This window comes from Enterobacter cloacae complex sp. IR5422 (assembly GCF_049238165.1).
GTDB classification, from domain to species: Bacteria; Pseudomonadota; Gammaproteobacteria; order Enterobacterales; family Enterobacteriaceae; genus Enterobacter; species Enterobacter roggenkampii.
Map to the genome: position 1 here is coordinate 1 of NZ_JBMKHT010000036.1, position 23,175 is coordinate 23,175.

The following is a 23,175-nucleotide window of genomic DNA, read 5'->3' on the forward strand; positions in this document are numbered from 1 at the left end:
CAGGGCCAAAATCAGCCACGAAGAGACGATTTTGGGCTGAAAATTGGAAAATTGAGCCACAGGACGTCGATAAAGGACGGTTTGGGGCGTCATATCGGGAGCTGCGGACCACTTAATCGCAACTTCCCTATTTATCTTCTGGCGGCAGACTTGAATTTAGTTGTAAATCGAAAATCCTTGCGCCTGATCCATACCCCCGGTTACACTAAGTATCTACAATTTGTTTTTGTGTAACTGATTGTTTTATAAAGCTTTGACTCGGGGTGCCCTTCTTTGTGAAGGCTGAGAAATACCCGTATTACCTGATCTGGATAATGCCAGCGTAGGGAAGTCAGATGCCTTCCCGGTCATCGCTTCTTCACGCAAGGCAGGAGCGAACCCATGCAGCCTGACCTGCTCGATTTACACGTTTTACACCACTTCCGAACCCGTTCTCCGCTGACCCACTGTATGACGAATGACGTCGTACAGACCTTTACGGCCAACGTTTTGCTGGCGCTTGGCGCATCTCCGGCGATGGTGATCGAGGCCGAAGAGGCCGAGCAGTTTGCCGCGATAGCCGATGCGCTGCTGGTTAACGTTGGCACGCTGACCGCGCTGCGCGCCCAGTCGATGCGTCGTGCTATTGAAAGTGCGGTAGCGGCAGGCAAACCCTGGACACTGGACCCGGTTGCCGTGGGCGCCCTGGCGTTCCGCACCCGGTTTTGCCATCAAATCCTTGCCCTGAAACCGGCCGCCATTCGCGGCAATGCTTCCGAAATCCTTGCCCTTGCCGGGATGAGCGCCGGCGGGCGCGGCGTCGATACGACCGATACCGCCGCCAGCGCGGTGCCTGCTGCCCAGGCGCTGGCCCGGCAGATCAATACGATTGTGGTGGTCACCGGCGAGGTGGACTACATCACGGACGGGCAACGTACCCGAACGGTAACCGGCGGTGACCCGCTGATGACGCGCGTGGTGGGCACCGGGTGCGCGCTCTCTGCCGTTGTGGCGGCGAGCTGCTCGCTGCCGGGTGACCGGCTGGATAACATCGCCGCCGCCTGCGGATGGATGAAGCGGGCCGGAACGGTGGCCGTTGCGCACTCGCGCGGCCCCGGCAGTTTTGCCAGCGCGTTCCTCGACGCGCTCTACACGCTGGAGGAGCAGGCATGAAGCGGATTAACGCCCTGACCATTGCCGGCACCGATCCCAGCGGCGGCGCGGGTATCCAGGCTGACCTGAAAACCTTCTCGGCGCTGGGCGCGTACGGCTGCTCGGTCATTACCGCGCTAGTGGCGCAAAACACGCGCGGCGTACAGTCGGTCTACCGGATTGAGCCAGATTTTATTGCCGCGCAGCTGGATTCGGTGTTCAGCGACGTGCGTATTGATACCACCAAGATCGGCATGCTGGCCGAAACGGACATTGTGGAAGCGGTGGCCGAACGGCTTAAGCGCTATCAGGTGCAAAACGTGGTGCTGGATACCGTCATGCTGGCAAAAAGCGGCGATCCGCTGCTCTCCGCCTCCGCCGTCGAGACGCTGCGCAATAAGCTGCTGCCGCAGGTAGCGCTCATCACGCCCAATCTTCCGGAAGCCGCCGCGCTGCTGGGCGCGCCGCACGCGCAAACTGAACGGGAAATGAAAGAGCAGGGCAATGCGCTGCTGGCGATGGGCTGCGGGGCGGTGCTGATGAAGGGCGGGCATCTTGATGATCCGGAAAGTCCGGACTGGCTCTTCACCCGCGACGGCGAAGTACGCTTTACCGCGCCGCGCGTGCAGACCAAAAATACCCACGGCACGGGCTGTACGCTCTCGGCCGCGCTGGCGGCGCTGCGCCCACGTCATAAAAGCTGGGCCGATACGGTTAGCGAAGCAAAAGCCTGGCTCTCGGCGGCGCTGGCAAAAGCCGATACTCTGGAAGTCGGTCACGGTATTGGGCCGGTACACCATTTTCATGCATGGTGGTAAGCCAGTATACTGGCAGAATACATCACGCCTGAGAAAACAGAGATGGAACAAGCGCATACCCGGTTAATCGCTCAACTGAATGAACGGATCGCCGCGCCCGATAACACGCCGCTGTACCTGAAGTTTGCCGAAACGGTAAAAAACGCGGTGCGCAGCGGGGTGCTGGAGCACGGGAATATTTTGCCCGGCGAGCGCGATCTGAGCCAGTTGACCGGGGTGTCGCGCATTACCGTGCGTAAAGCGATGCAGGCGCTGGAAGAAGAGGGCGTGGTGACGCGCGCCCGTGGCTATGGCACGCAAATCAACAATATCTTCGAATATTCGCTGAAAGAGGCGCGCGGTTTTTCCCAGCAGGTGGTGCTGCGCGGCAAGAAGCCGAATACGCTCTGGGTCAACAAGCGGGTGGTGAAGTGCCCGGAAGAGGTGGCGAACCACCTGTCGATCTCACCGGACAGCGAGGTCTTTTTGCTCAAGCGCATCCGCTATGTGGATGACGATGCGGTGTCGATTGAAGAGTCCTGGGTCCCGGTTGGGCTCATTCCCGATCCGGATGCGATTGGCATTTCGCTCTACGACTACTTCCGCAGCCAGAATATCTTCCCGCAGCGCACCCGCTCAAGGGTAAGCGCCCGCATGCCCGACAGCGAGTTTCAGGCGCACATTAAGATGGATGAAAAAATACCGGTGCTGGTGATCAAACAGGTTGCGCTTGACCAGCAGCACCGGCCGATTGAGTACAGCATCAGCTACTGTCGCAGTGATCTATACGTCTTTGTGTGCGAGGAGTAGTGCCTCGCGCGTCGGGGCGCAATCGCCGCCGCGGTGGCTGACCACCCATGACGCCACGGCATTCCCCAGCAGAACGGCATCTGCCAGCAACCATCCCGCAGCCAGCCCGGCCAGCGTGCCGCCCGCGTGGCTGTCGCCTGCACCAATGGTATCCACAACCGTCGCCGGAAACGCCGGAACAACGCCAGAGGCGTCGCCGTCATACCACGTAGCACCGTCTTTATCATGGCGCACAATCAGCGCGGCGCCAAAGCGCTGCTGCCACACTTCACCCAGGTTTTCAGCCTCTACGCCCAGTCTTTCAGCCGCGAGTTCCGCTTCCTGACGATTGAGCGACACAATTGGCCTGCAGGCCATGATTCTCTCCATCAGCGCATCAGGAACATCCGCGATGCGTGGGCCGAAATCGATAAAGGCCGTCACGTCCTGTAATCCCTCCAGCCAGCCTGTCAGCAGCTCGCCGCACGGCGCGGCCAGCTGGTAGCCGGAGAGATAAACCAGGCTGTTTTGCGGAACGTGAAGCGCATCCAGCCAGCGCTGCTGCCACTGGTTCTCCACGCCGCTAAAGGACATAAAGGTGCGTTCTCCGTCAGGCTCAACCAGCGCCAGGCACCAGCCGTTATCGCCCGTATCGGCCTCCACGGCGCTGTGCAGATCCTGCTTCGCCATGGCGTTGCGGATAATATCTGCCCACACGCCGTGCCCGACGGGTAGAGCGTTTTGCGCCGTAATGCCGAGCCGCTTCAGGGCAATGGCGATATTCAGCGCGCAGCCGCCAATATTCACGCCCTGCTGCTTAAGTTCGATATCGCACCCGCGCCAGGGCAGGGCGTAGGCGTCGGCGATGACGTCAATCACTGCGGCGCCCAGCACCGTCACCGGGCGCGTGGCGTGCAGATTTTCGAGACGTTGAGCAAATGCCTTCATACGCCCTCCCTTTGCTCCCTGAAGCGCAGCAGTTTCTCGCAATAATGGCCGAAGTTGAGCTGGTTGACGGCGTCGAGTTCGGCTTTGAGCGCCGGATCAATCGCCTGCACGCCGTGGAGCGCGCCGCAGATGGCCGTCGCCATGGCGCCAATAGTGTCCGTATCACCGCCCAGATTGGCGCATAAGATGGCGCAGCGGTTCGGGTCGGTTCCTGCCAGTTCCACCATCGCAATGGCCGCCGGAACGGACTCAATGGTGCTGGTTCCCGCGCCAATCAGCTGATAAACCTGCTCGCTGGCGGACTCAATACCGTTGGCTTCCCGTACGGTCTTAAGCGCCAGCTCAATACGTGCCGCCAGCGACGCGCTGAAGGTGGTGGTTTTCATCTCCTGCGCATAGCGGGCGATCCCCGGCAGGGCATCAACGATGTTCTGCCAGCTTTCGCCGTCGATGGCGCGGGAAACCGCCCAGGCCATCACCACCGCGCCGGCAATCGCGAGGTCCGATTTATGGGTCGGGCTGGAGGCCTGCGCCACCTGTTCAACAAAGTGTTCCAGCCGCGTCGCCGGAAGGAGACAGCCCAGCGGGGAGGCGCGCATCGCCGCCCCGTTGGTCACGCCGTTGTTTTCCAGCGCGCTGACCGGCTTCCCGTCACGAATCGCATTCAGCGCGATTTTGGAAGTGGGGCCAAGCACGTTCTTGTTGAACGCGTCGAAATCGAGCGCCCAGTTCAGGATATGCTTGCCGATAACGTCTGCGTTAATCTCCCCGTCGCACTCGATGATCGCATCGGCCAGGCACAGCGCCATTGAGGTATCGTCTGTAAACTCTGCCTGCCTGAAATAGCAGGCCGCGTTATTTTCTGCCGGGCCGGGTAAAAAGCGGTCGATCCAGCCGAAGTGCGCCTTGACGCGCTTTCTCGGCCACAGCTCCGACGGCATGCCCATCGCATCCCCTAACGCCTGCCCGTAAAGGGCACCGAGAATACGTTCTTGTTTCATTTAACTTCCCCTTGTGTCAGCGCGGCATCGCCATCAACCACCGCAATTGCAGCGATCTCTTTGTCCGATTCGCGGAAAAACAGCATAAACAGCACGGCAATCACGGCAATCATGATTGCGCCAAATGTCCACATTCCGGCCCAGTTGAAGGTCAGCCCATTCACCGGCTCTTTGTAGGCGAACATTTTTTCCATCATCACGCCGCCCAGGCGGTAACCCAGCAGGCTACCAAAGCCCTGACAGCAGAGCGTAATCAGGCCCTGCGCGGCGGTGCGCATATGCACCGGCGCTTTTTTATCCACGTAGATATATGCGGTGACGTAGTAGAAGTCGTAGCTCACGCCGTGCAGCAGAATGCCGAGGAACAGCAGGGCGTAGGTGAAGTACTGTTCCGCACCGCCGTAAACGAAGAACCCGTAGCGGATGGCGGCGGTAATCAGACCCAGCAGCAAGACCTTCTTAATACCAAAGCGTTTGGTAAAGAACGGCAGCGCCAGCATAAAGAAGATTTCAGAGAACTGGCCGAGCGTCATCCAGCCGGTGGCGTTTTTCATCCCCACTTCAGTGAGATAGCCGTTGGCGAAAATGTAGTAGAAGGCCAGCGGCATGGCGAACAGGAACGAGCAGAAGAAGAACACGAGGAAGTTTCTGTCGCGCAGCAGGATCAGCGCGTCCAGCCCCAGCATCACTTTGAAGTCCAGCTTGCCGGTGCTCTTCGGCGGTGTGTTCGGCAGGAAGAGGGCAAAGACGCCGAGCAGGGCGGAGCTGGCGGCGGTCATCAGCAGGGGAATATTGGTATCGGAAATATCGCTATAGCCCAGCATCTGCGGCAGGAAGCCGCACGCCAGACCGGAGGCTATCCAGCCGAGGGTGCCCATCACGCGGATACGCGGGAAGTCGGCCTCGACGTCGTCCACGTTCGCGAAGGCAATGCTGTTGGTCAGCGCGATGGTGGGCATGTAGGTCAGGGAGTAAACCAGCAGCAGCGGGAAGAAGGTGCTGAACTGGGTTTGCTGTGCCGCGAAGTACATCAGAATCGCGCCGGCAAACATCAGCACCGCCAGCACTTTCTGCGCGGCGAAGAAGCGGTCCGTCAGCGAGCCGACCAGAATTGGGGAGAGGATAGCGGCAATGGCGGTACAGGCATAAGACCAGCCGATTTCCCCGGCGGTAAAACCGCTTTTGCTCAGCCACAGCCACAGCGGCACAAACCACGCGCCCCAGATAAACCATTCAACAAACATCATGAATGACAGTTGGACTTTCGTTTTCATTTTTTAATCCTGCATGTCAGAGAGGGTACGCCTTTAACATACCATTCAATAATACCTTTTAAATACCTTTGTGGCGATTGTTTGATCAATGTAACAGTTTTGTTGTACACGAATCGAGCCAGCAGATTGTGCTGAAAAAAATTGCAAAGGGTGGAAAATCTGTTAAGTCGGTACCAGGCTTAGTCTGCCCATAAAAGATGGGACTGGATAAACGCACACCGACATGACGTCGAACTTACGGGAGTATCACATGACTGATATTGCGCAGTTGCTTGGCAAAGACGCCGACAGCCTTTTACAGCATCGTTGTATGACCATTCCAGCCGACCAGCTTTACCTGCCTGGTCATGACTACGTTGACCGCGTGATGGTCGATAACAACCGTCCGCCTGCCGTGCTAAGAAATATGCAGACGCTCTATAACACCGGGCGGCTCGGCGGCACCGGATATCTCTCTATTCTGCCGGTAGACCAGGGCGTTGAGCACTCGGCGGGCGCCTCCTTCGCGGCGAATCCGCTCTATTTCGATCCGAAGAACATTGTTGAGCTGGCGATTGAAGCGGGCTGTAACTGCGTGGCGTCCACCTACGGCGTGCTGGCCTCCGTCTCGCGTCGCTATGCCCACCGCATTCCGTTCCTCGTGAAGCTGAACCACAATGAAACCCTGAGCTACCCCACCGAATATGACCAGACGCTCTATGCCAGCGTCGAGCAGGCGTTCAATATGGGGGCGGTTGCCGTTGGGGCGACCATCTATTTTGGCTCAGAACAGTCTCGTCGTCAGATTGAAGAGATCTCTGCGGCGTTTGAGCGCGCGCACGAGCTGGGTATGGTGACCGTGCTGTGGGCGTACCTGCGCAACTCGGCGTTCAAAAAAGATGGCGTGGATTATCACGTGTCGGCTGACCTGACCGGGCAGGCGAACCACCTGGCGGCGACCATCGGCGCGGATATCGTGAAGCAGAAAATGGCCGAGAATAATGGCGGATATAAAGCAGTGAACTTTGGTTACACCGATGACCGCGTTTACAGCAAGCTGACCAGCGATAACCCGATCGACCTGGTGCGCTACCAGCTGGCGAACTGCTACATGGGCCGCGCAGGGCTGATTAACTCCGGCGGCGCGGCGGGCGGCGATACTGACCTGTCAGACGCGGTGCGTACTGCGGTTATCAACAAACGCGCGGGCGGCATGGGGCTGATCCTTGGCCGTAAGGCGTTTAAGAAATCGATGGCTGACGGCGTGAAGCTGATCAATGCAGTACAGGACGTTTATCTGGACAGCAAAGTCACGATTGCCTGACCTGAGGGCGAAGCGTAGGCCGGGTAAGGCGTAGCCGCCACCCGGCAATACCATCAGCGCAAAAGCACACAGTCTGGCGGCAACCGACACTGCAGCGCGCCGGGCAACACCTCAATGCGGAACTGCGTCCCGCTGAGCGGTTCCCCGTCGAGGTTAAAGGTCATCCCATGAGGGGCATTTACCTCAAACCACGCCGATTTCCCGTCAATGATATTCGGACTCTCTTCCGGCTGCGTCAGCGTGGTAAACAGCGCGGGCAGCAGGCCGTCACCCGTGAAAATCCGCAGCTGTAGCTGACCGTCATTGATCAGCGCCTCCGGGCACAGCTGCTGCCCGCCGCCGGCCTGACGACCATTACCGATGCCAATCACCAGCGCGTCGCCCTGCCACTGGAAATCTTCGCCGCGAATTTCGCAGCGGTCAGGCTTGAGGGTATCCATGCGCATCAGACCGTGGATCAGATACGACACGCCGCCCAGCGCAGCCTTGAGTTTTTCCGGCGTTTCGCTGGTGATGCGCGTGCCGAACCCGCCGGTGGCCATATTAATAAAGCAGGTTTTGTCATTCACCTGCGCAATATCTACCGCGGTCGCTTTACCGAGGATCGCCAGCTGAAGCGCTTTCTCTAACGCCTCGGGGATCCCGGCGCTGGTGGCAAAATCATTGGCGGTGCCGAGCGGTAAAATGCCCATCACCGGGCGGTCTGCCGGGGGCAGGTCGATCAGCGCTGACGCGATCTCATTGATGGTGCCATCGCCGCCGCCGGAAATGATGGTCTCAACGCCAAGCCCGAGGGCTTCATTGATATAGCGTGCCGCGTCGCCTTTTTCCCATGTTACTCTTACGTGGATGCGCGCGCCGTCGTCACGCAAACCCTGAATGGCCTGACGCAGCAGATCGTTGCCTGCACTTTTGCCGTTGAGAATCAATAAACTGTCTGGATAGGTTGCCATCCGCGCTGCTCCCTTTTTTAGCGTTAGTAAGAGTGTATAGCAGAGAGGGAAAAAGCGGGTAAGAACAGGATGAAAGGAACAAAACAGGCACAAAAGCGCGTTACACTTCAGCGATGAGATTAATGTAATCACAGGAAAGTGATGATGAATAAAATTTTGGTAAGCGCGTGCCTGATGGGCTTCAGGGTCCGTTATAACGGAAGTGAAAAAGCGCGAATGAACGAGCAACTCGCTCGCTGGCAACAGGAACAACGTCTGGTTATCCACTGCCCAGAGCTTGCAGCCGGGTTGCCTGTGCCTCGTCCACCGGCAGAGATTATGTCTGCTGATGGGAAAAACGTGATGCTCGGGCAAGCCAGAATTATGGAAAATACCGGGCAGGACGTGACCGCACATTATCAGCTTGCAGCCTGGCTCGCGCTACGCGCTGCTCAGGCGTCGGGGTGTAGCGCTGCATTGTTAACCGATGGCAGCCCAACGTGCGGCAGTGAGTTTATTTATGACGGATCGTTTCGCGGTATACAGAAAGCGGGGAGGGGGGTTGCGGCATCGTTGCTCGCAGAGCATGGGATCGCCGTGTTCTCAGAGAAGCAAATCGACGAACTCATTGCCTGGGTTGAGGAGAGAGAAGGCAAAAAATAAGCCCGCGTAAGGGAGATTACGCAGGCTAAGGAGGTGGTTCCTGGTACAGCTAGCATTTATGGGTTATGTTTTTCAGCGGGGGGATAATACCCGTATTGAACGAAGCGGTATGTGATCCGATTCTAAGAATTATCCCAGCGCGAAAAAATTTCCCTGATTGACTATTTGCCGTGTGGGTTTCGGGTGCTTTCACCGTTGAAGTTACGCATCAGCAGCGCGAACTTCAGCTCCACCTCTTCCGGAACCGGCAGCCAGACGGTGTGCCCGTCGCCCGGCGCGACCTCAATCGCTTCGCCTTTGCCGTTTTCCAGATGCTCCAGCGTGAAGTTCATGTTGCCCTGCGGGGTCATCAGCTCCAGGCTGTCGCCTTTGGTAAACTTGTTTTTCACCGCCACGGCCGCCAGCGCGCCTTTGCGCTCGCCGGTGAAGTCACCGACAAACTGCTGGCGCTCGGAAACGGAGTAGCCGTGCTCGTAGTTCTGGTAGTCGTCGTGGGTATGACGGCGCAGGAAGCCTTCGGTATAGCCGCGGTGCGCCAGGCCTTCCAGCGTTTCCAGCAGGCTGGTATCGAACGGTTTACCGGCAGCCGCATCGTCGATGGCTTTACGGTACACCTGTGCGGTACGCGCGCAGTAGTAATAGGATTTGGTGCGGCCTTCAATCTTCAGGGAGTGCACGCCCATCTGGGTCAGGCGCTCGACGTGGGCGATGGCGCGCAGATCTTTCGAGTTCATGATGTAGGTGCCGTGCTCGTCTTCAAAGGCGGTCATGTACTCGCCCGGACGTTTGGCTTCTTCAATCATAAACACGCTGTCGGTTGGCGCGCCGATGCCCAGCGTTGGCTCGACGTTAGTCACCGGGATCGGCTCGTGCTTGTGGACGATGTTGCCGATGTCGTCCTCTTTGCCTTCCTGGACGTTATATTCCCAGCGGCAGGCGTTGGTGCAGGTGCCCTGGTTCGGGTCGCGCTTGTTGATATAGCCTGAGAGCAGGCAGCGGCCGGAGTAGGCCATGCACAGCGCGCCGTGAACGAAGATTTCGATTTCCATATCCGGCACCTGGGTGCGGATCTCTTCGATCTCTTCCAGCGAAAGCTCGCGGGACAGGATGACGCGGGTCAGCCCCATCTGCTTCCAGAATTTCACCGTCGCCCAGTTGACGGCGTTAGCCTGTACGGAGAGGTGAATATCCATCTCCGGGAAGTTCTCCCGAACCAGCATGATTAAACCCGGGTCCGACATGATCAGCGCGTCCGGCCCCATATCCACCACCGGCTTCAGGTCACGGATGAACGTTTTCAGCTTGGCGTTGTGCGGCGCGATGTTGACCACCACGTAGAATTTTTTACCCAGAGCGTGCGCCTCGTTGATGCCGAGCTGCAGGTTCTCGTGGTTGAATTCGTTGTTACGCACGCGCAACGAGTAGCGCGGCTGGCCCGCATACACGGCGTCGGCGCCATAGGCGAAAGCGTAACGCATATTTTGCAGCGTTCCCGCCGGGGAAAGGAGTTCCGGTTTAAACATGTTTGTTCTCGTTCTGATGACAGGTCAGATCCGCGTGCACCTGGTGCAGCGGTAAGGGGAGATCCCCCACATTAAGGGCGGGCATTGTAGCGCTGCGGGGCAGGGAGGTAAAGTTATTGTGCCGGGTGGCGGTTTCGCCTTACCCGGCCTGGATTGACTAGCGGCTCACTAGGCAATCCTGCACGCATCCGCTTCCCAGCGATACCCCACGCCATACACCGCGCGGATAAACGACTGCTCGGCGTCCAGCGCCTCCAGCTTGCGGCGCAGGTTTTTGATGTGGCTGTCGATGGTGCGGTCGGTCACCACGCGGTAATCGTCATACAGATGGTTCAGCAGCTGTTCGCGGGAGAAGACTTTTCCCGGCTCGTGGGAGAGGGTTTTCAGCAGGCGGAACTCAGCAGGCGTCAGGTCCAGCAGCTTGCCGCGCCAGCTCGCCTGGAAGCGGCTTTCATCCACAATCAGCGGACTTTCGGCGTCCAGCACCTGAAGCTCGCGCTGCGGCCTGCAGCGGCGCAGAATGGTTTTCACGCGGGCGACCACTTCACGCGGGCTGTAGGGTTTGCAGATATAATCGTCAGCGCCGATTTCGAGCCCCAACAGGCGGTCAATCTCTTCAATTTTGGCGGTGACCATGACGATCGGTACGTCGGAGAAGCGACGAATTTCCCGGCACAGGGTCAATCCATCTACCCCTGGCAGCATTAAATCCAGCAGGATCAGGTCCGGCGGGGTCTGGCGCACGTAGGGCAGCACCTGGTCGCCGTGGCCGATCAGTGACGGGGCATAGCTGGCCGCGCGTAAATAGTCGATCAGCAGCTGTCCCAGCTTGGGTTCGTCTTCGACGATCAAAATGCGCGGCGTGTTTTCGTCAATCGGTAACTCGGTCATACTTCTCTCGATAAATCCCGTTCCAGAGGTAACTCTACTGTAATGCTAACCCCGCCAAAAGGCGAATGGGCGGCGCGGATCGTGCCATTATGCGCCTCGACGATGTTAACGCAAATCGCCAGCCCCAGGCCGGAGCCGCCGCTGGCGCGATTGCGGGAGCCTTCGGTACGGTAAAAACGTTCAAACAGTTTTTCCAGCTGCGCGTCCTGCACGCCGGGGGCGGAATCCGCGAAGGTGAGGGCAAAGCGCCCGTTGTCCTGCCTGCCGGAGATATGCAGCCCGCCGCCGCTGTCGGTGTAGCGCAGGCTGTTTTCCAGCAGGTTGTTGAACAGCTGCATCAGCCGATCTTTGTCGCCAAACACCACCGCGCTGTCCGGCAGGGAGAGGTCGATTTTCAGGTTGCGACTGGCAAAGCGTTCGCGGAAGGCGCCGCTCGCTACTTCCAGCACGTTAATGACGTCTACGGGCGCCTTCTGGTAGGCCAGCGCGCCTTCGTCGGACATGGAGAGCTGGTGGAGATCGTCCACCAGCTTGGTGAGCGTGCCCACCTCCGCCTGCAGAGAGGCCACCGATTCCGGCGTAAACTGGCGCACGCCGTCCTGAATGGCCTCCAGTTCGCCGCGCAGCACCGCCAGCGGCGTACGCAGCTCGTGCGAGATATCGGCCATAAAGTCGCGGCGCATCTGCTGGTTTTTTTCAAGCGTGCTGGCGAGCTGGTTAAAGTCCTGCACCAGCTTGCCCAGTTCGTCCTGGCTGCGGGTATCGACGCGGGTGGTGAAATCCCCCGCGGCCAGCTTGTGCGTGCCCTCCACCAGCCGTTTCACCGGGGCGAGCAGACCGCGCGCCAGCGGGAAGGTGGCGAGCGCGGCGAGTAGCGTGGAGAGGGCGACAATCAGCCAGCTGGTCCGGCGCTGCTGGCGGTCAAAGTTGATGTCGGTGTTGCGCGTCAGGCGCTCCACCGGCGAGGCGATCACCCAGCCGACGGTCGCGTTATTCACTTTAATCGCCCGACGGGTGCCGTCCGGCGGTATCGGCGCGCGCGGGCCAACCAGGGGGCGCATGTCCTGGTCGATCACCCAGAACTGGGTGCGCCAGCCGTGCGGCGGCATGCCCGGGCCCGGACGGTCGTCACCGGTATCGTGCTCCAGCGAGCGCAGAATCTGGAAAATAAAGCGATCATTGTTGCGCAGAAAACGCCAGTTGCCGTGCTGGGCGTACTGTTCACTCAGCGCATCGCTTAAGCCCTGCAAACGTTGCTCATTGCCATGCTTGATGTAATCAATAAAGCCGCGCTCAAAGCTGATGCGCACCGCCCAGTGCATGGTGATCAGCAAAACGATACAGGTGGCAAAAATCGCCAGAAAGAGCTTGCCGGTAATTCCCGGACGCCAGAATTTCATGAGCCACTCCTTTTGCCGCGCCTAATCACGACGTTCTTGCTGGTATCATCCGGCACGCGGGCGAAGATGAACGCGGGCAGGGCGATGATGACCGCCATGCTGAGGTAGGTATACATAAAGACCTGATGCGCCACCGGCGTGTCGACGCTGAGATGGTGCTGGCCGTACATGCCGAGCAGCAACCCCGCGATCGTCACGCCCACGCTCATGGAGAGCTGCATAATCATCGACAGCAGGCTGTTGCCGCTGCTCGCCAGATCGTCCGGCAGGTCCTTCAGCGTCAGGGTATTCATCGACGAGAAGCGCATGGAGTTGATGATCCCCTGGCAGAACAGCACCAGCGGCAGGACGTAGTACCAGCCCATCAGCGCCACGGCCATAAACAGCAGGCTGACCAGCGCCAGCCCCAGCGTGGCGGCCACCAGCACGTGACGGTAGCCAAAGCGGTTCACCACCTGCACCACCATCCGCTTCATCCCCATGCTGCCCAGCACCATTGGGATCATCATCAGGCCCGCGTGGAATGGCGAAAAGCCCATGCCAATTTGCAGAAACACGGGCGTCATAAACGGCAGCATGCCGCTGCCGACGCGTCCGGCAAAGCTGCCGAACAGCCCGAGACGGTAGGTAGGGTTTTTAAACAAGTTCAGGCTGAACAGCGCCTGGTCATTGCCGCGAGCATGCCACAAATACCCTGCAATGGTGGAAATGCCGATAACCACCAGCAACCCGAGCATCAGGGTCGAAATCCCCAGCCCCTTTTGCCCGTCGAGTGCCAGGGTAAGCGTGGCCATGCCCGCCGCCAGCAGAATAAAGCCGAAGAAATCAAAGCGCCGGGTCTGCATTTTGTAGTTCGGCATCAGCGTCAGGGTAGCGATGGCGCCGATGATGCCCACCGGCAGATTGATTAAGAAGATCCAGTGCCAGGAGGCGTACTCCACCAGCATACCGCCCAGCGCAGGCCCAAGCAGCGGCCCCACCTGGCCGGGCAGGGTGACAAAGGTCATCGCCGCCATGTACTGCTCGCGCGGTACAATCTTCATCACCGTTAGTCGCCCGACGGGCACCATCATCGCCCCACCTACGCCCTGCAGCACGCGCGCCATGACCAGTTGGTCGAGGGTGTTGGCCTGCGCGCAAAACAGCGAGCCGGTGGTAAACAGCACGATGGCGGTGAAGAAGATATTCCGCACGCCGACCTTATCGGCCAGCCAGCCGCTGGCGGGCAGCATCACGGCAACCGTCAGCACGTAGGAGACAATCACCATGTGCATATGCAGCGGGCTCTCCCCGAGGCTTTTCGCCATCGAGGGGAGGGCGGTGTTGACGATGGTCGTATCCAGCGACTGCATAAAGAAGCCGAAGGCGACTATCCATAATTGCCAGCGAACGTTGCTGGGAAGCTCTGTCATTTATCCGGTCACCGTAGTTCTGTTTTTACGCGAAAAGCGCAGCCGCAGGCGGTCGAAGAATAGATAGACCACCGGCGTGGTGTACAGCGTCAGCAGCTGGCTCATCACCAGGCCGCCGACAATGGTGATCCCCAGCGGCTGGCGCAGCTCTGAGCCGTCGCCGCCCGAGATCACCAGCGGCAGCGCGCCAAACAGCGCCGCCAGGGTGGTCATCATGATCGGACGAAAGCGCAGCAGGCAGGCCTGGAAGATGGCCTCTTCCGGCGAGAGGTTGCCGTTGCGCTGGGCGTCCAGCGCGAAGTCCACCATCATGATGGCGTTTTTCTTCACGATGCCGATCAGCAGCATGATCCCGATGAGCGCGATAAGGCTGAACGGCGCCCCGAACAGCTCCAGCGCCAGCAGCGCCCCCACGCCCGCTGACGGCAGCGTCGAGAGGATGGTCAGCGGGTGCACGTAGCTTTCATACAGCACGCCCAGCACAATATAGACCGTGGCGATGGCGGCCAGAATCAAAATCACCTGCGAGTTCATCGTCTCCTGGAATACCTGCGCGGTCCCGGCAAAGCTGCCGCGCACGGTGGACGGCACGCCAAGCTGGGTCATCGCGCGGTTGATCGCGTCGCTGGCCTCGGAAAGTGACGAACCGGCGGGCAGGTTAAAGGAGATGGTCGACGCCGCCGACAGCCCCTGATGGTTCACCGACAGCGGCGCGTTGGCAGGCTGCCAGCTGGCAAAGTACGAGAGCGGAATCGCCTTGCCGTCGTTGTTGATGACAAACATTTTGTCCAGGGCGCTGATGTCCTGGGTGTAGCGCGGGTCAACCTCCATCACCACCTTGTACTGGTTCATCGGCTGGTAGATGGTGGAGATCTCGCGCTGGCCGAAGGCGTTGTTCAGCAGGCTGTTGGCGGCTTCAACGTTAATGCCCAGCCGCGACATGGTTTCGCGGTCATAGGTCAGGGCCATCTCGGCGCCGTTGTCCTGCTGATCGGAGTTCACGTCCGCCAGTTGGGGCAGGGCGGCCAGCGCCTTGCGGATCTTCGGCTCCCACTCGCGCAGGGCGGCTAAATCATCCGAGAGTAACGTGTACTGATAGCTGGCGTTCGCCTGTCGCCCGCCGACGCGGATATCCTGAACGGCCATCAAAAACAGGTTGGCTCCGGGCTCTTTGGCGAGCTTCACCCGCAGGCGGTCAATCACCTGCTGGGCGGTTTCGTTGCGCTCGCCGCGCGGTTTGAGGGTAATAAACATCATCCCGCTGTTGACGCGCGACCCGCCGGTAAAGCCAGTGACGTTATCCACGGCTTTGTCTTCCCGAATGATCTTCATAAAGTCCTGCAGCTTGCCGCGCATCGCCTGGAAGGAAATGCTCTGGTCCGCCTGAATGCCGCCCATCAGCACGCCGGTATCCTGCTCCGGGAAGAAAGTTTTCGGGATGGTAATATACAGCCACACGTTGAGCACGATGGTGCCGATCAGCACCAGGCCGACCAGCCTTGTGTGGTTCAGCACCCACTTCAGCGATTTGCCGTAGCCTTCCTGCATCGCCATCAGCACGCGGCCAAAGCCTTTGCGGCGCGGCTGCGAGTGCGGCTTGCTGCGCTTGAGCATCCAGCCGCACATCATCGGCGTCAGCGTTAAGGAGATGACCAGCGAAATGCCAATGGCAACCGACAGCGTGACGGCAAACTCGCGCAGCAGCCTGCCCGGTAGCCCGCCCATCAGCAGCAGCGGCAGAAAGACCGCCACCAGCGACAGGCTCATGGAGAGTACCGTAAAGCCCACCTCGCGCGTGCCCTGCAGCGCGGCCTGCAGCGGTTTCACGCCCGCTTCCAGATGGCGGGAAATGTTTTCCAGCACCACGATGGCGTCATCCACCACGAAGCCGGTGGCAATCGTCAGGGCCATCAGCGACAGGTTGTTGAGGCTAAACCCGCACAGGTACATGGCGGCAAAGGTGCCGATCAGCGAGACCGGCACGGCCACCGCCGGGATCAGCGTCGCGCGGCCGGATCGCAGGAACAGGAAGACCACCAGGATCACCAGCGCGACGGAGATCACCAGCGTTTGCTCCACCTCTTCCAGCGAGGCGCGAATCGTCGGGGAGCGATCCTGAGCAATTTGCAGATCGATTGCTGCCGGGATGGTCTCCTGCAGGTCCGGGAGACGGGCGCGAATGCTGTTCACTGTCTCGATAATGTTCGCTTCCGGCAGCTTGCGGATCATCAGCAGAATCGCCGGCTTGGCGTTGGTCATCCCGGCGTTGCGTACGTCCTGCACCGAGTCGGTGACGCTGGCCACGTCGCTTAAGCGCACCGCCGCGCCGTTGTTGTAGTGAATAATGAGCGGCTGATATTCCGCCGCGGTTTTCAGCTCGTCGTTGGTGTGGATCTGCCAGCGGTGGCTGTTGTCCTCAATCGCCCCCTGCGGTTTACGCACGTTGGCGTTGCTGATGGCGGAGCGCACGTCATCCAGCGACACGCCCTGGCTAAACAGCGCCTGCGGGTTTAACCCCACGCGCACGGCGGGCAGGGAACTCCCGCCGACGCTCACGTCCCCGACGCCGTTAATTTGAGAGATGGTCTGCGCCAGCTGGGTGGACGCAAAGTCGTACAGCTGCCCCTGCGAGTACGTATCCGAGGTCAGCGTCAGGATCATGATCGGCGCGTCGGACGGATTGGCCTTGCGGTAGGTCGGACGGCTCGGCATCCCGCTCGGCAGCAGGCTCTGTGCGGCGTTGATGGCCGCCTGCACGTCGCGCGCCGCGCCGTTGATATCCCGGTCGAAGCTGAATTCCAGAATAATGCGCGTGCTGCCCAGCGAGCTGCTGGAGGTCATCTCGTTGACCCCCGCAATCCGCCCGAGCGAGCGCTCCAGCGGCGTGGCAACGGACGAGGCCATGGTTTCCGGCGAGGCGCCCGGCAGCGAGGCGCTGACCATGATCACCGGGAAGTCCACCTGCGGCAGGGGGGCCACCGGCAGCAGCCGGAAGCCCAGCACGCCGCAGAGGGTAATGGCGAGCGAGATTAAAATCGTCGCCACCGGGCGATAAATGAAGAGGGCGAAAAACTTCACTTATGCCTCCTCTTCACGCTTCGGGAAGCGGCTTTTGGTCCATAGCGCCAGGCGGTCAAACAGCAGGTAGATCACCGGCGTGGTGAACAGCGTCAGCACCTGGCTCACCAGCAGACCGCCGACCATGCCGATACCCAGCGGACGGCGCAGCTCCGCGCCGACGCCCGTGCTGAGCATCAGCGGCAGCGCGCCCAGCAGGGCGGCCAGCGTGGTCATCAGGATGGGGCGAAAACGCAGCAGGCAGGCCTGGAAAATCGCATCGCGCGGCGACATGCCCTGCTCGCGCTCGGCGGCCAGGGCGAAGTCGATCATCATGATGGCGTTTTTCTTCACGATCCCGATGAGCAGGATGATACCGATGATGGCAATCACGTCCAGCTCGCTGCCCGCCAGCATTAATGCCAGCAGTGCCCCCACGCCCGCCGTCGGCAGGGTAGAGAGGATGGTGATCGGGTGGATAAAGCTTTCGTACAGCACGCCGAGCACGATGTACATCGCCACGACCGCCGCCACGATCAGCCAGATGGTGTTGCCCAGCGCGGCCTGGAACGCCAGGGTGCTGCCCTGGAACTGGGTCTGAATATCAGCCGGGAAGCTTACCGCTTTTTCCGCCGCCTGAATGGCCTCCACCGCTTCACCCAGAGAGTAATTGTCCGGCACGTTAAAGGAGATGGTGGTGGACGGGAACTGATCCAGATGGTTAATCGACAGCGGGGTATAGCGTTCTTCCACCGTGGCAATCGCGCTCAGCGGCACAATGCCGCCGTCTTTGCTGGTCAGGCGCACCGAGTCCAGCCCCGCCAGGCCGGGCGTGTTGTCGGTGTTGTGCTCCAGCACCACGCGATACTGGTTCGCCTGGGTGTAGATGGTGGAGATCAGACGCTGACCGAAGGCGTTGTACAGGGCGTTATCCACGTCCGCCATGGTGATGCCCAGACGGCTGGCAGCGTCGCGGTTGACGTTCACATACGCCGCCAGCCCTTTGTCCTGCCAGTCGCTGCTGACGTCGGCGAGCTGCGGCAGGGTTTTGAGTTTATCCACCAGCTGCGGCACCCAGGTGCTGAGCGCGTCCAGCGAGGTGGCCTGCAGCGTGAACTGGTACTGCGTGCGGCTGACCTGGGTATCGATGGTCAAATCCTGAATCGGCTGCAGGTACAGCTCAACGCCCGGCACGCGGGCGACGGCGCTTTGCAGCCGCTCAATGACGGCGTTGACGCGATCGTCGCGCTCATCGAGCGGCTTAAGGTTGATCTGCAGACGCGCGCTGTTGAGCGACGGGTTGGTGCCGTCCACGCCGACGTAAGCGGTCAGGCTCTCTACCGCCGGATCCTTCATGATGATGTCAGATACCTGCTGCTGGCGCTGCGCCATATTGGCAAAAGAGACCGACTGTGGGGCCTGAAGCGTGCCCTGAATAATGCCGTTGTCCTGGATCGGGAAGAAGCCTTTCGGAATGAAAATCCACAGCATCACGCTGAGCGCCAGGGTTCCCAGCGCCACGCCGAGCGTGGCCCACGGGTGGTTGAGGACTTTCGCCAGCACGCGACCGTAGGCGGCAATAATGCGCTCGAACATGCGCTCGGAGGCGCGCGAGAAGCGGTTTTGCTTGCGCAGCGACGCGTGGCTCAGCATGCGGGCGCACATCATCGGCGTCAGGGTCAGCGACACCACGGCGGAGATCAGAATGGCGACCGCCAGCGTCACGGCAAACTCGCGGAACAGACGCCCGACGATATCGCCCATAAACAGCAGCGGGATCAGCACCGCAATCAGCGAGAAGGTCAGCGAGATAATGGTAAAGCCGATTTCACCTGCGCCTTTCAGCGCGGCGGCCAGCGGTTTCTCACCTTTCTCGATATAGCGCGAGATGTTCTCGATGACGACGATGGCATCATCCACCACGAACCCGGTGGCGATGGTGAGCGCCATCAGCGTCAGGTTGTTAATCGAAAAATCGAGGAACACCATCACCGCAAAGGTGCCGACCAGCGAGAGCGGTACGGCGACGGCGGGAATAATGGTCGCCGGAACGTTGCGCAGGAACAGGTAAATGATCATCACCACCAGCGCAATCGCCAGCATCAGCTCAAACTGGGTGTCGGTGACCGACGCGCGAATGTTGGTGGTACGGTCGGAAAGCACCTTCACGCTGACCGATTTCGGCAGGCTTTCGATCAGCTGCGGCAGCATGGTACGGATGCTGTCGGCGGTTTCGATGATGTTGGCACCCGGCTGGCGCTGCACGTTCATCACGATCGCCTGCTGCTTGTTGGCCCAGGCTCCCAGCCAGCTGTTTTCCGCGCCTTGTTCTACGGTCGCCACGTCGCCCAGACGCACCGGCGCGCCGTTCTGGTAGGCGATAATCAGCTGACGATATTCGTCGGCGGACTGCATCTGGTCGTTCGCCGAGAGCGTGACGGCGCGGGTTGGGCCGTCCAGCGAGCCCTTCGCCGAGTTGACGTTGGCATTGCTGATGGCGCTGCGGATGGTTTCGCTGGTGAGCCCCAGTGCGGCGATGGCCTGCGCGTTAAGCTTGACGCGCACCGCCGGGCGCTGTCCGCCCGCCAGGGTGACGAGGCCGACGCCGGATACCTGAGAAATTTTCTGCGCCACGCGCGTTTCGACCATGTCTTCGACCTGGGTCATCGGCATGGCGGAGGAGGTGACGGCCAGCGTCATGATCGGCGGATCCGCCGGGTTCACCTTGCTGTAGACCGGCGGGTTAGGCAGGTCTGAAGGCAGCAGGTTGGTGGCGGCGTTGATGGCGGCCTGCACCTCCTGCTCGGCGACGTCCAGCGACAGCGTCAGCTGGAACTGCAGCGTCACGACGGACGCCCCGCCGGAACTCTGGGAGGACATCTGTTTTAGCCCCGACATCTGGCCGAACTGGCGCTCCAGCGGGGCGGTGATGGCGGACGTCACGACATCCGGGCTGGCGCCGGGATAGAGCGTCACCACCTGAATAGTGGGGTAATCCACCTCGGGCAGCGCCGAGACGGGCAGAAAGCGATAGCCGATAATCCCGGCGAGCAGGAGCGCCACCATCAGCAGCGTGGTGGCGACAGGACGGAGGATAAACAGGCGTGACGGCCCACCTGTGGAGCCTGGCGGCAGCACCTGCATCAGGAGGTCGCTCCCTGTTTCGCCGGTTCCACCACTTCCACTTTGGCGCCTTCGGTCAGACGATCAATGCCGTCGGTGACCACGCGGTCGCCTGCGGAAAGCCCGGCGCTGATGACCACCGTCTGGCTGTCCTGGATACCGGTTTTCACCAGGTGCTTGCTGACCTTATTGTCGCTGTTAAGCACCCAGACAAAGTTACCTTCGTTACCCATCTGCAGCGCAGCGGTGGGGATCACCACCGCGTTTTCTTCGGTCGCCACCAGCATGCGCGCATTGACGAACTGGTTCGGGAAGAGGGCATCGTCCTGGTTGTTAAAGCGCGCCTTCAGCTTGATGGTGCCGGTGGTGGTGTCGATCTGGTTATCCAGACTGAGCAGGGACCCTTCACTCAGCTTCTGCTTGTTGGTACGGTCCCAGGCTTCCACCACCAGGCCTTTACCGGCTTTTTGCGCCTGCATGACGGTCGCGATATCGCTTTCCGGCAGGGTAAAGACTAAATCAATCGGGTGGGTCTGGGTGATCACCACGATGCCCGTGGTGTCGCCGCTGGAGATTTGGTTGCCGATATCGACCTGCTTCAGGCCGACGCGTCCGTCAATCGGCGCGGTGATGCGGCTCCAGTCCAGCTGCAGCTGGGCGCTGGCCACCGCGGCTTCGTCCGCTTTGATCGTGCCCTGCGTTTCACTGACCAGCGACTGCTGGGTATCCAGCTCCTGACGGGACACCAGGTTTGTTTTCACCAGCTGCTGGTAGCGGGCTAAATCGCGCCGGGCGTTGGCGAGGGTCGCGTTGTCTTTCGCGAGCTGTCCCTGCGCCTGGGCAAGGGCGACCTTAAACTGGCTCGGGTCGATTTCCGCCAGCAGATCGCCCGCTTTGACCTGCTGACCTTCCTGGAAGTGGATCGCGATGAGCTGGCCGTCGACGCGGCTGCGCACCGTGGCGGTGTTGGCAGCGGTAATGGTCCCGAGACCGGTGAGATAGCGAGGAACGGCTCTATTCACCGCCGTCGCCGCCTGAACCGGCGCCAGCGCGCCACCGCGCATGCCGTGACGACCTCCACCCGTTGGGCGCTGGGTCTGGCTGGTGGCGCCGGCCGGTGCGGCGGAGTTCGCGGATTGACTGTGCCAGTACCAGGCGGCGGCAAGGGCCACCACAATGATGCCAGCGGCGATTGCCCAGCGGGATTTGTTACTGCCTTTCATCGTTATACGTTCTCATCCTGAATACTTCGGGGAATGATACTAGTTTAGTCAGGCAACACAGCGGAAAAATGGAGGAAATATGGAAGACTGTCGGGAATTGTCTGAGTGTTGCCGGGTGACGCTTCGCTTACCCGGCCTACAAGGTAAATGCGAACGGCAACGGATGTTGCCGTTTTTGGTGTTTTGTGGGAGAGGGCACCAGACCGCACTACAACAACACACATTTTGTAGGCCGGGTAAGGCGAAGCCGCCACCCGGCACAACCGCACTAGCTAAACATCACCTGCGCCCAGCGCGCCAGACCGGCGGTAACGGAGCCAAAGTCATCGCCACCCGCAACTGGAATGCCCGGCAGCTGTTCGGCCAGCGCTTTCTTAATCAGCGGTGAACGGGCGCTACCGCCAGTCAGGTAGATAACGTCCGGCTTCTCTTTGCCGTTCTCCAGCGCGAGCTGCACCTGTTCCAGAATGCGCTGCAGCGGCTGTGCGAGCGCCGTCTCCAGCCCGTCCTGCGAAATGGCAGTGGCCAGTTCGTCACTGATAAACGGCAGGGAGACAGCATGTTCAGCGCGGTCGGACAGGGCGATTTTGCTCTCTTCCGCCGTACGCACCACGCGGTAGCTCAGACGCTGACGCCACACTTTATAGAGCAGGGCCACCTTTTCGCCGTCCTGGGCATCGCGCACCAGATCGTTAAGGAAGCGGCCGTTGGCGGTGCTGTAAAAATCACTCTGCGCAGGCACGTCGTTGATGGCTATCGCGTTCCACCACGGCAGGATCGGCAGGGCGATGCCTTTTTCGGTTTGCCCCCCCATGCCGAGCAGCGGCATCAGGCTCTTGAAGGCCAGGGCGATATCCAGATCGTTACCGCCCACGCGGCAGCCGCTGTGCCCGAGCAGGCTGTTTTCACGATCGCGACGGTGATGCCACTGCGGCCCCATCAGCAGCAGCGAGCAGTCCGTCGTGCCCCCGCCGATGTCCACGACCAGCACGCGCTTCTCTTCCGTCAGCGTGGCTTCGAAGTCCAGCCCTGCGGCAACCGGCTCATACTGGAATACCACGTCGCGGAAGCCGGCGCGGTGCGCCGCGCGCTCCAGGATCCCCTGCGCCTGCTGGTTGGCCTCGTCGCCGCCCAGCCCCTGGAAGTTGATCGGGCGGCCAATCACCGCCTGGGTAATCGCATCGGAGACCTGCGTCTGCGCCTGCTGGCGAATATGCAGCATCATCGCGCACACCAGGTCTTCGAACAGCGCGACCTGCTGTGGCTTCAGGCCGCTGGCGCCGAGGAAGGATTTTGGCGACTTAACGAAATAGACCTCTTCGGGGTCTTCAATGTAGTGCCCGAGCGAGGCGAGGCCGAACTGCACGCTGGAGGGCGTAACGTCGATGTCCTCCTCGCGGTTAAAGCTGACCGCCCGGCGCAGCAGCGCCTGGGTCTCCGCCGCCGTGGCCGGAACCTGATGGTGGCGAAACAGCCACTCGCTCACCGCTTCACGCGTCGGTGCGCAGAGCATAGACGGCAGCAGCGTGCTCTCTTTTTCCATCTTCAGGAGCCGTGGCTGCCCGTCTTGCATAATCGCAACCGAGCAGTTTGCCGTACCGTAGTCAAATCCAATAAACACGATGAATCCCCATGCCGGTGAGAAGGGGCGAGACTTTAACGAAATGTCTGCATGGCGACAACAGGAATATGAAAGCAAGGCAAAACA

Annotated in this window: 18 protein-coding genes and 1 riboswitch; of the genes, 6 read left to right on the plus strand and 12 right to left on the minus strand. The window is 60.4% G+C overall.

What is annotated here, in order from left to right; translation table 11 throughout:
• The 4 genes from ACOTXT_RS16545 to ACOTXT_RS16560 all read left to right on the plus strand — a co-directional run.
• On the plus strand, positions 1-234 hold a 234-nt coding region (locus tag ACOTXT_RS16545), incomplete at its 5' end, for a hypothetical protein (protein ID WP_421625365.1).
• Between the two features lie 15 nt (positions 235-249).
• Positions 250-346: riboswitch (TPP riboswitch) on the plus strand.
• A gap of 35 nt (positions 347-381) precedes the next feature.
• Positions 382-1,152, plus strand: a complete 771-nt coding sequence (gene thiM / locus ACOTXT_RS16550; RefSeq protein ID WP_021241475.1) for a hydroxyethylthiazole kinase — start codon at positions 382-384, stop codon at positions 1,150-1,152.
• Complete coding sequence (gene thiD / locus ACOTXT_RS16555) at positions 1,149-1,949, plus strand: bifunctional hydroxymethylpyrimidine kinase/phosphomethylpyrimidine kinase (protein WP_333165945.1); 801 nt, start codon at positions 1,149-1,151, stop codon at positions 1,947-1,949. The genes thiM and thiD overlap by 4 nt, the downstream gene beginning before the upstream one ends.
• 42 nt (positions 1,950-1,991) lie before the next feature.
• Positions 1,992-2,738: a GntR family transcriptional regulator gene (locus tag ACOTXT_RS16560; protein ID WP_008500873.1), complete on the plus strand. Its 747-nt coding sequence runs from the start codon at positions 1,992-1,994 to the stop codon at positions 2,736-2,738.
• On the opposite strand, the gene ACOTXT_RS16565 is transcribed toward ACOTXT_RS16560, so the two are convergent.
• The 3 genes from ACOTXT_RS16565 to ACOTXT_RS16575 are packed head-to-tail and all read right to left on the minus strand — an operon-like array spanning position 2,712 to position 5,940.
• A complete protein-coding gene (locus ACOTXT_RS16565) occupies positions 2,712-3,665 on the minus strand; it encodes a PfkB family carbohydrate kinase (protein ID WP_333165948.1) in 954 nt (317 codons plus the stop codon). The genes ACOTXT_RS16560 and ACOTXT_RS16565 overlap by 27 nt on opposite strands.
• A complete protein-coding gene (locus tag ACOTXT_RS16570) occupies positions 3,662-4,666 on the minus strand; it encodes an ADP-ribosylglycohydrolase family protein (protein ID WP_045337230.1) in 1,005 nt (334 codons plus the stop codon). The genes ACOTXT_RS16565 and ACOTXT_RS16570 overlap by 4 nt, the downstream gene beginning before the upstream one ends.
• Entirely contained in the window at positions 4,663-5,940 is a 1,278-nt protein-coding gene (locus tag ACOTXT_RS16575; protein ID WP_044597925.1) for a nucleoside permease, read from the minus strand. The genes ACOTXT_RS16570 and ACOTXT_RS16575 overlap by 4 nt, the downstream gene beginning before the upstream one ends.
• A gap of 250 nt (positions 5,941-6,190) precedes the next feature.
• Here ACOTXT_RS16575 and fbaB point away from each other — a divergent pair, with 250 nt between their 5' ends.
• Positions 6,191-7,243, plus strand: coding sequence for a class I fructose-bisphosphate aldolase (gene fbaB, locus ACOTXT_RS16580; protein ID WP_008500869.1), 1,053 nt, complete (start codon positions 6,191-6,193; stop codon positions 7,241-7,243).
• 53 nt (positions 7,244-7,296) lie between these two features.
• Here fbaB and yegS read toward each other — a convergent pair whose 3' ends face one another.
• Positions 7,297-8,196 carry a lipid kinase YegS gene (gene yegS / locus ACOTXT_RS16585; RefSeq protein ID WP_021241471.1) on the minus strand — a complete coding sequence of 300 codons (900 nt, stop codon included), beginning with the start codon at positions 8,194-8,196 and terminating at the stop codon, positions 7,297-7,299.
• Between the two features lie 141 nt (positions 8,197-8,337).
• Between yegS and ACOTXT_RS16590 the strand changes: the two genes are divergently transcribed.
• Positions 8,338-8,838 (plus strand): DUF523 domain-containing protein, encoded by a 501-nt coding sequence (locus tag ACOTXT_RS16590; protein WP_045337231.1) that lies wholly within the window; start codon positions 8,338-8,340, stop codon positions 8,836-8,838.
• 161 nt (positions 8,839-8,999) lie between these two features.
• Here the strand turns inward: ACOTXT_RS16590 and yegQ are convergent, their stop codons facing one another.
• From yegQ to yegD, 8 genes are all read right to left on the minus strand, one after another.
• On the minus strand, positions 9,000-10,361 hold the full coding sequence (gene yegQ / locus ACOTXT_RS16595; RefSeq protein ID WP_008500866.1) for a tRNA 5-hydroxyuridine modification protein YegQ: 1,362 nt from the start codon (positions 10,359-10,361) through the stop codon (positions 9,000-9,002).
• A gap of 168 nt (positions 10,362-10,529) precedes the next feature.
• Positions 10,530-11,252 carry a two-component system response regulator BaeR gene (gene baeR, locus ACOTXT_RS16600; protein ID WP_008500865.1) on the minus strand — a complete coding sequence of 241 codons (723 nt, stop codon included), beginning with the start codon at positions 11,250-11,252 and terminating at the stop codon, positions 10,530-10,532.
• Positions 11,249-12,652 carry a two-component system sensor histidine kinase BaeS gene (baeS, locus tag ACOTXT_RS16605; RefSeq protein WP_421625366.1) on the minus strand — a complete coding sequence of 468 codons (1,404 nt, stop codon included), beginning with the start codon at positions 12,650-12,652 and terminating at the stop codon, positions 11,249-11,251. The genes baeR and baeS overlap by 4 nt, the downstream gene beginning before the upstream one ends.
• On the minus strand, positions 12,649-14,064 hold the full coding sequence (locus tag ACOTXT_RS16610) for an MFS transporter (RefSeq protein WP_023293840.1): 1,416 nt from the start codon (positions 14,062-14,064) through the stop codon (positions 12,649-12,651). Before ACOTXT_RS16610 ends, baeS begins: the two co-directional genes overlap by 4 nt.
• Positions 14,065-17,142, minus strand: a complete 3,078-nt coding sequence (mdtC, locus tag ACOTXT_RS16615; protein ID WP_333165952.1) for a multidrug efflux RND transporter permease subunit MdtC — start codon at positions 17,140-17,142, stop codon at positions 14,065-14,067. It lies immediately after the preceding gene.
• Positions 17,143-20,265: an MdtB/MuxB family multidrug efflux RND transporter permease subunit gene (locus ACOTXT_RS16620; protein ID WP_333165955.1), complete on the minus strand. Its 3,123-nt coding sequence runs from the start codon at positions 20,263-20,265 to the stop codon at positions 17,143-17,145.
• Entirely contained in the window at positions 20,265-21,467 is a 1,203-nt protein-coding gene (locus ACOTXT_RS16625; RefSeq protein WP_021241465.1) for an MdtA/MuxA family multidrug efflux RND transporter periplasmic adaptor subunit, read from the minus strand. The genes ACOTXT_RS16620 and ACOTXT_RS16625 overlap by 1 nt, the downstream gene beginning before the upstream one ends.
• A gap of 268 nt (positions 21,468-21,735) precedes the next feature.
• Positions 21,736-23,088 (minus strand): molecular chaperone, encoded by a 1,353-nt coding sequence (gene yegD, locus ACOTXT_RS16630; RefSeq protein WP_063452608.1) that lies wholly within the window; start codon positions 23,086-23,088, stop codon positions 21,736-21,738.
• Positions 23,089-23,175 lie beyond the last annotated feature (87 nt).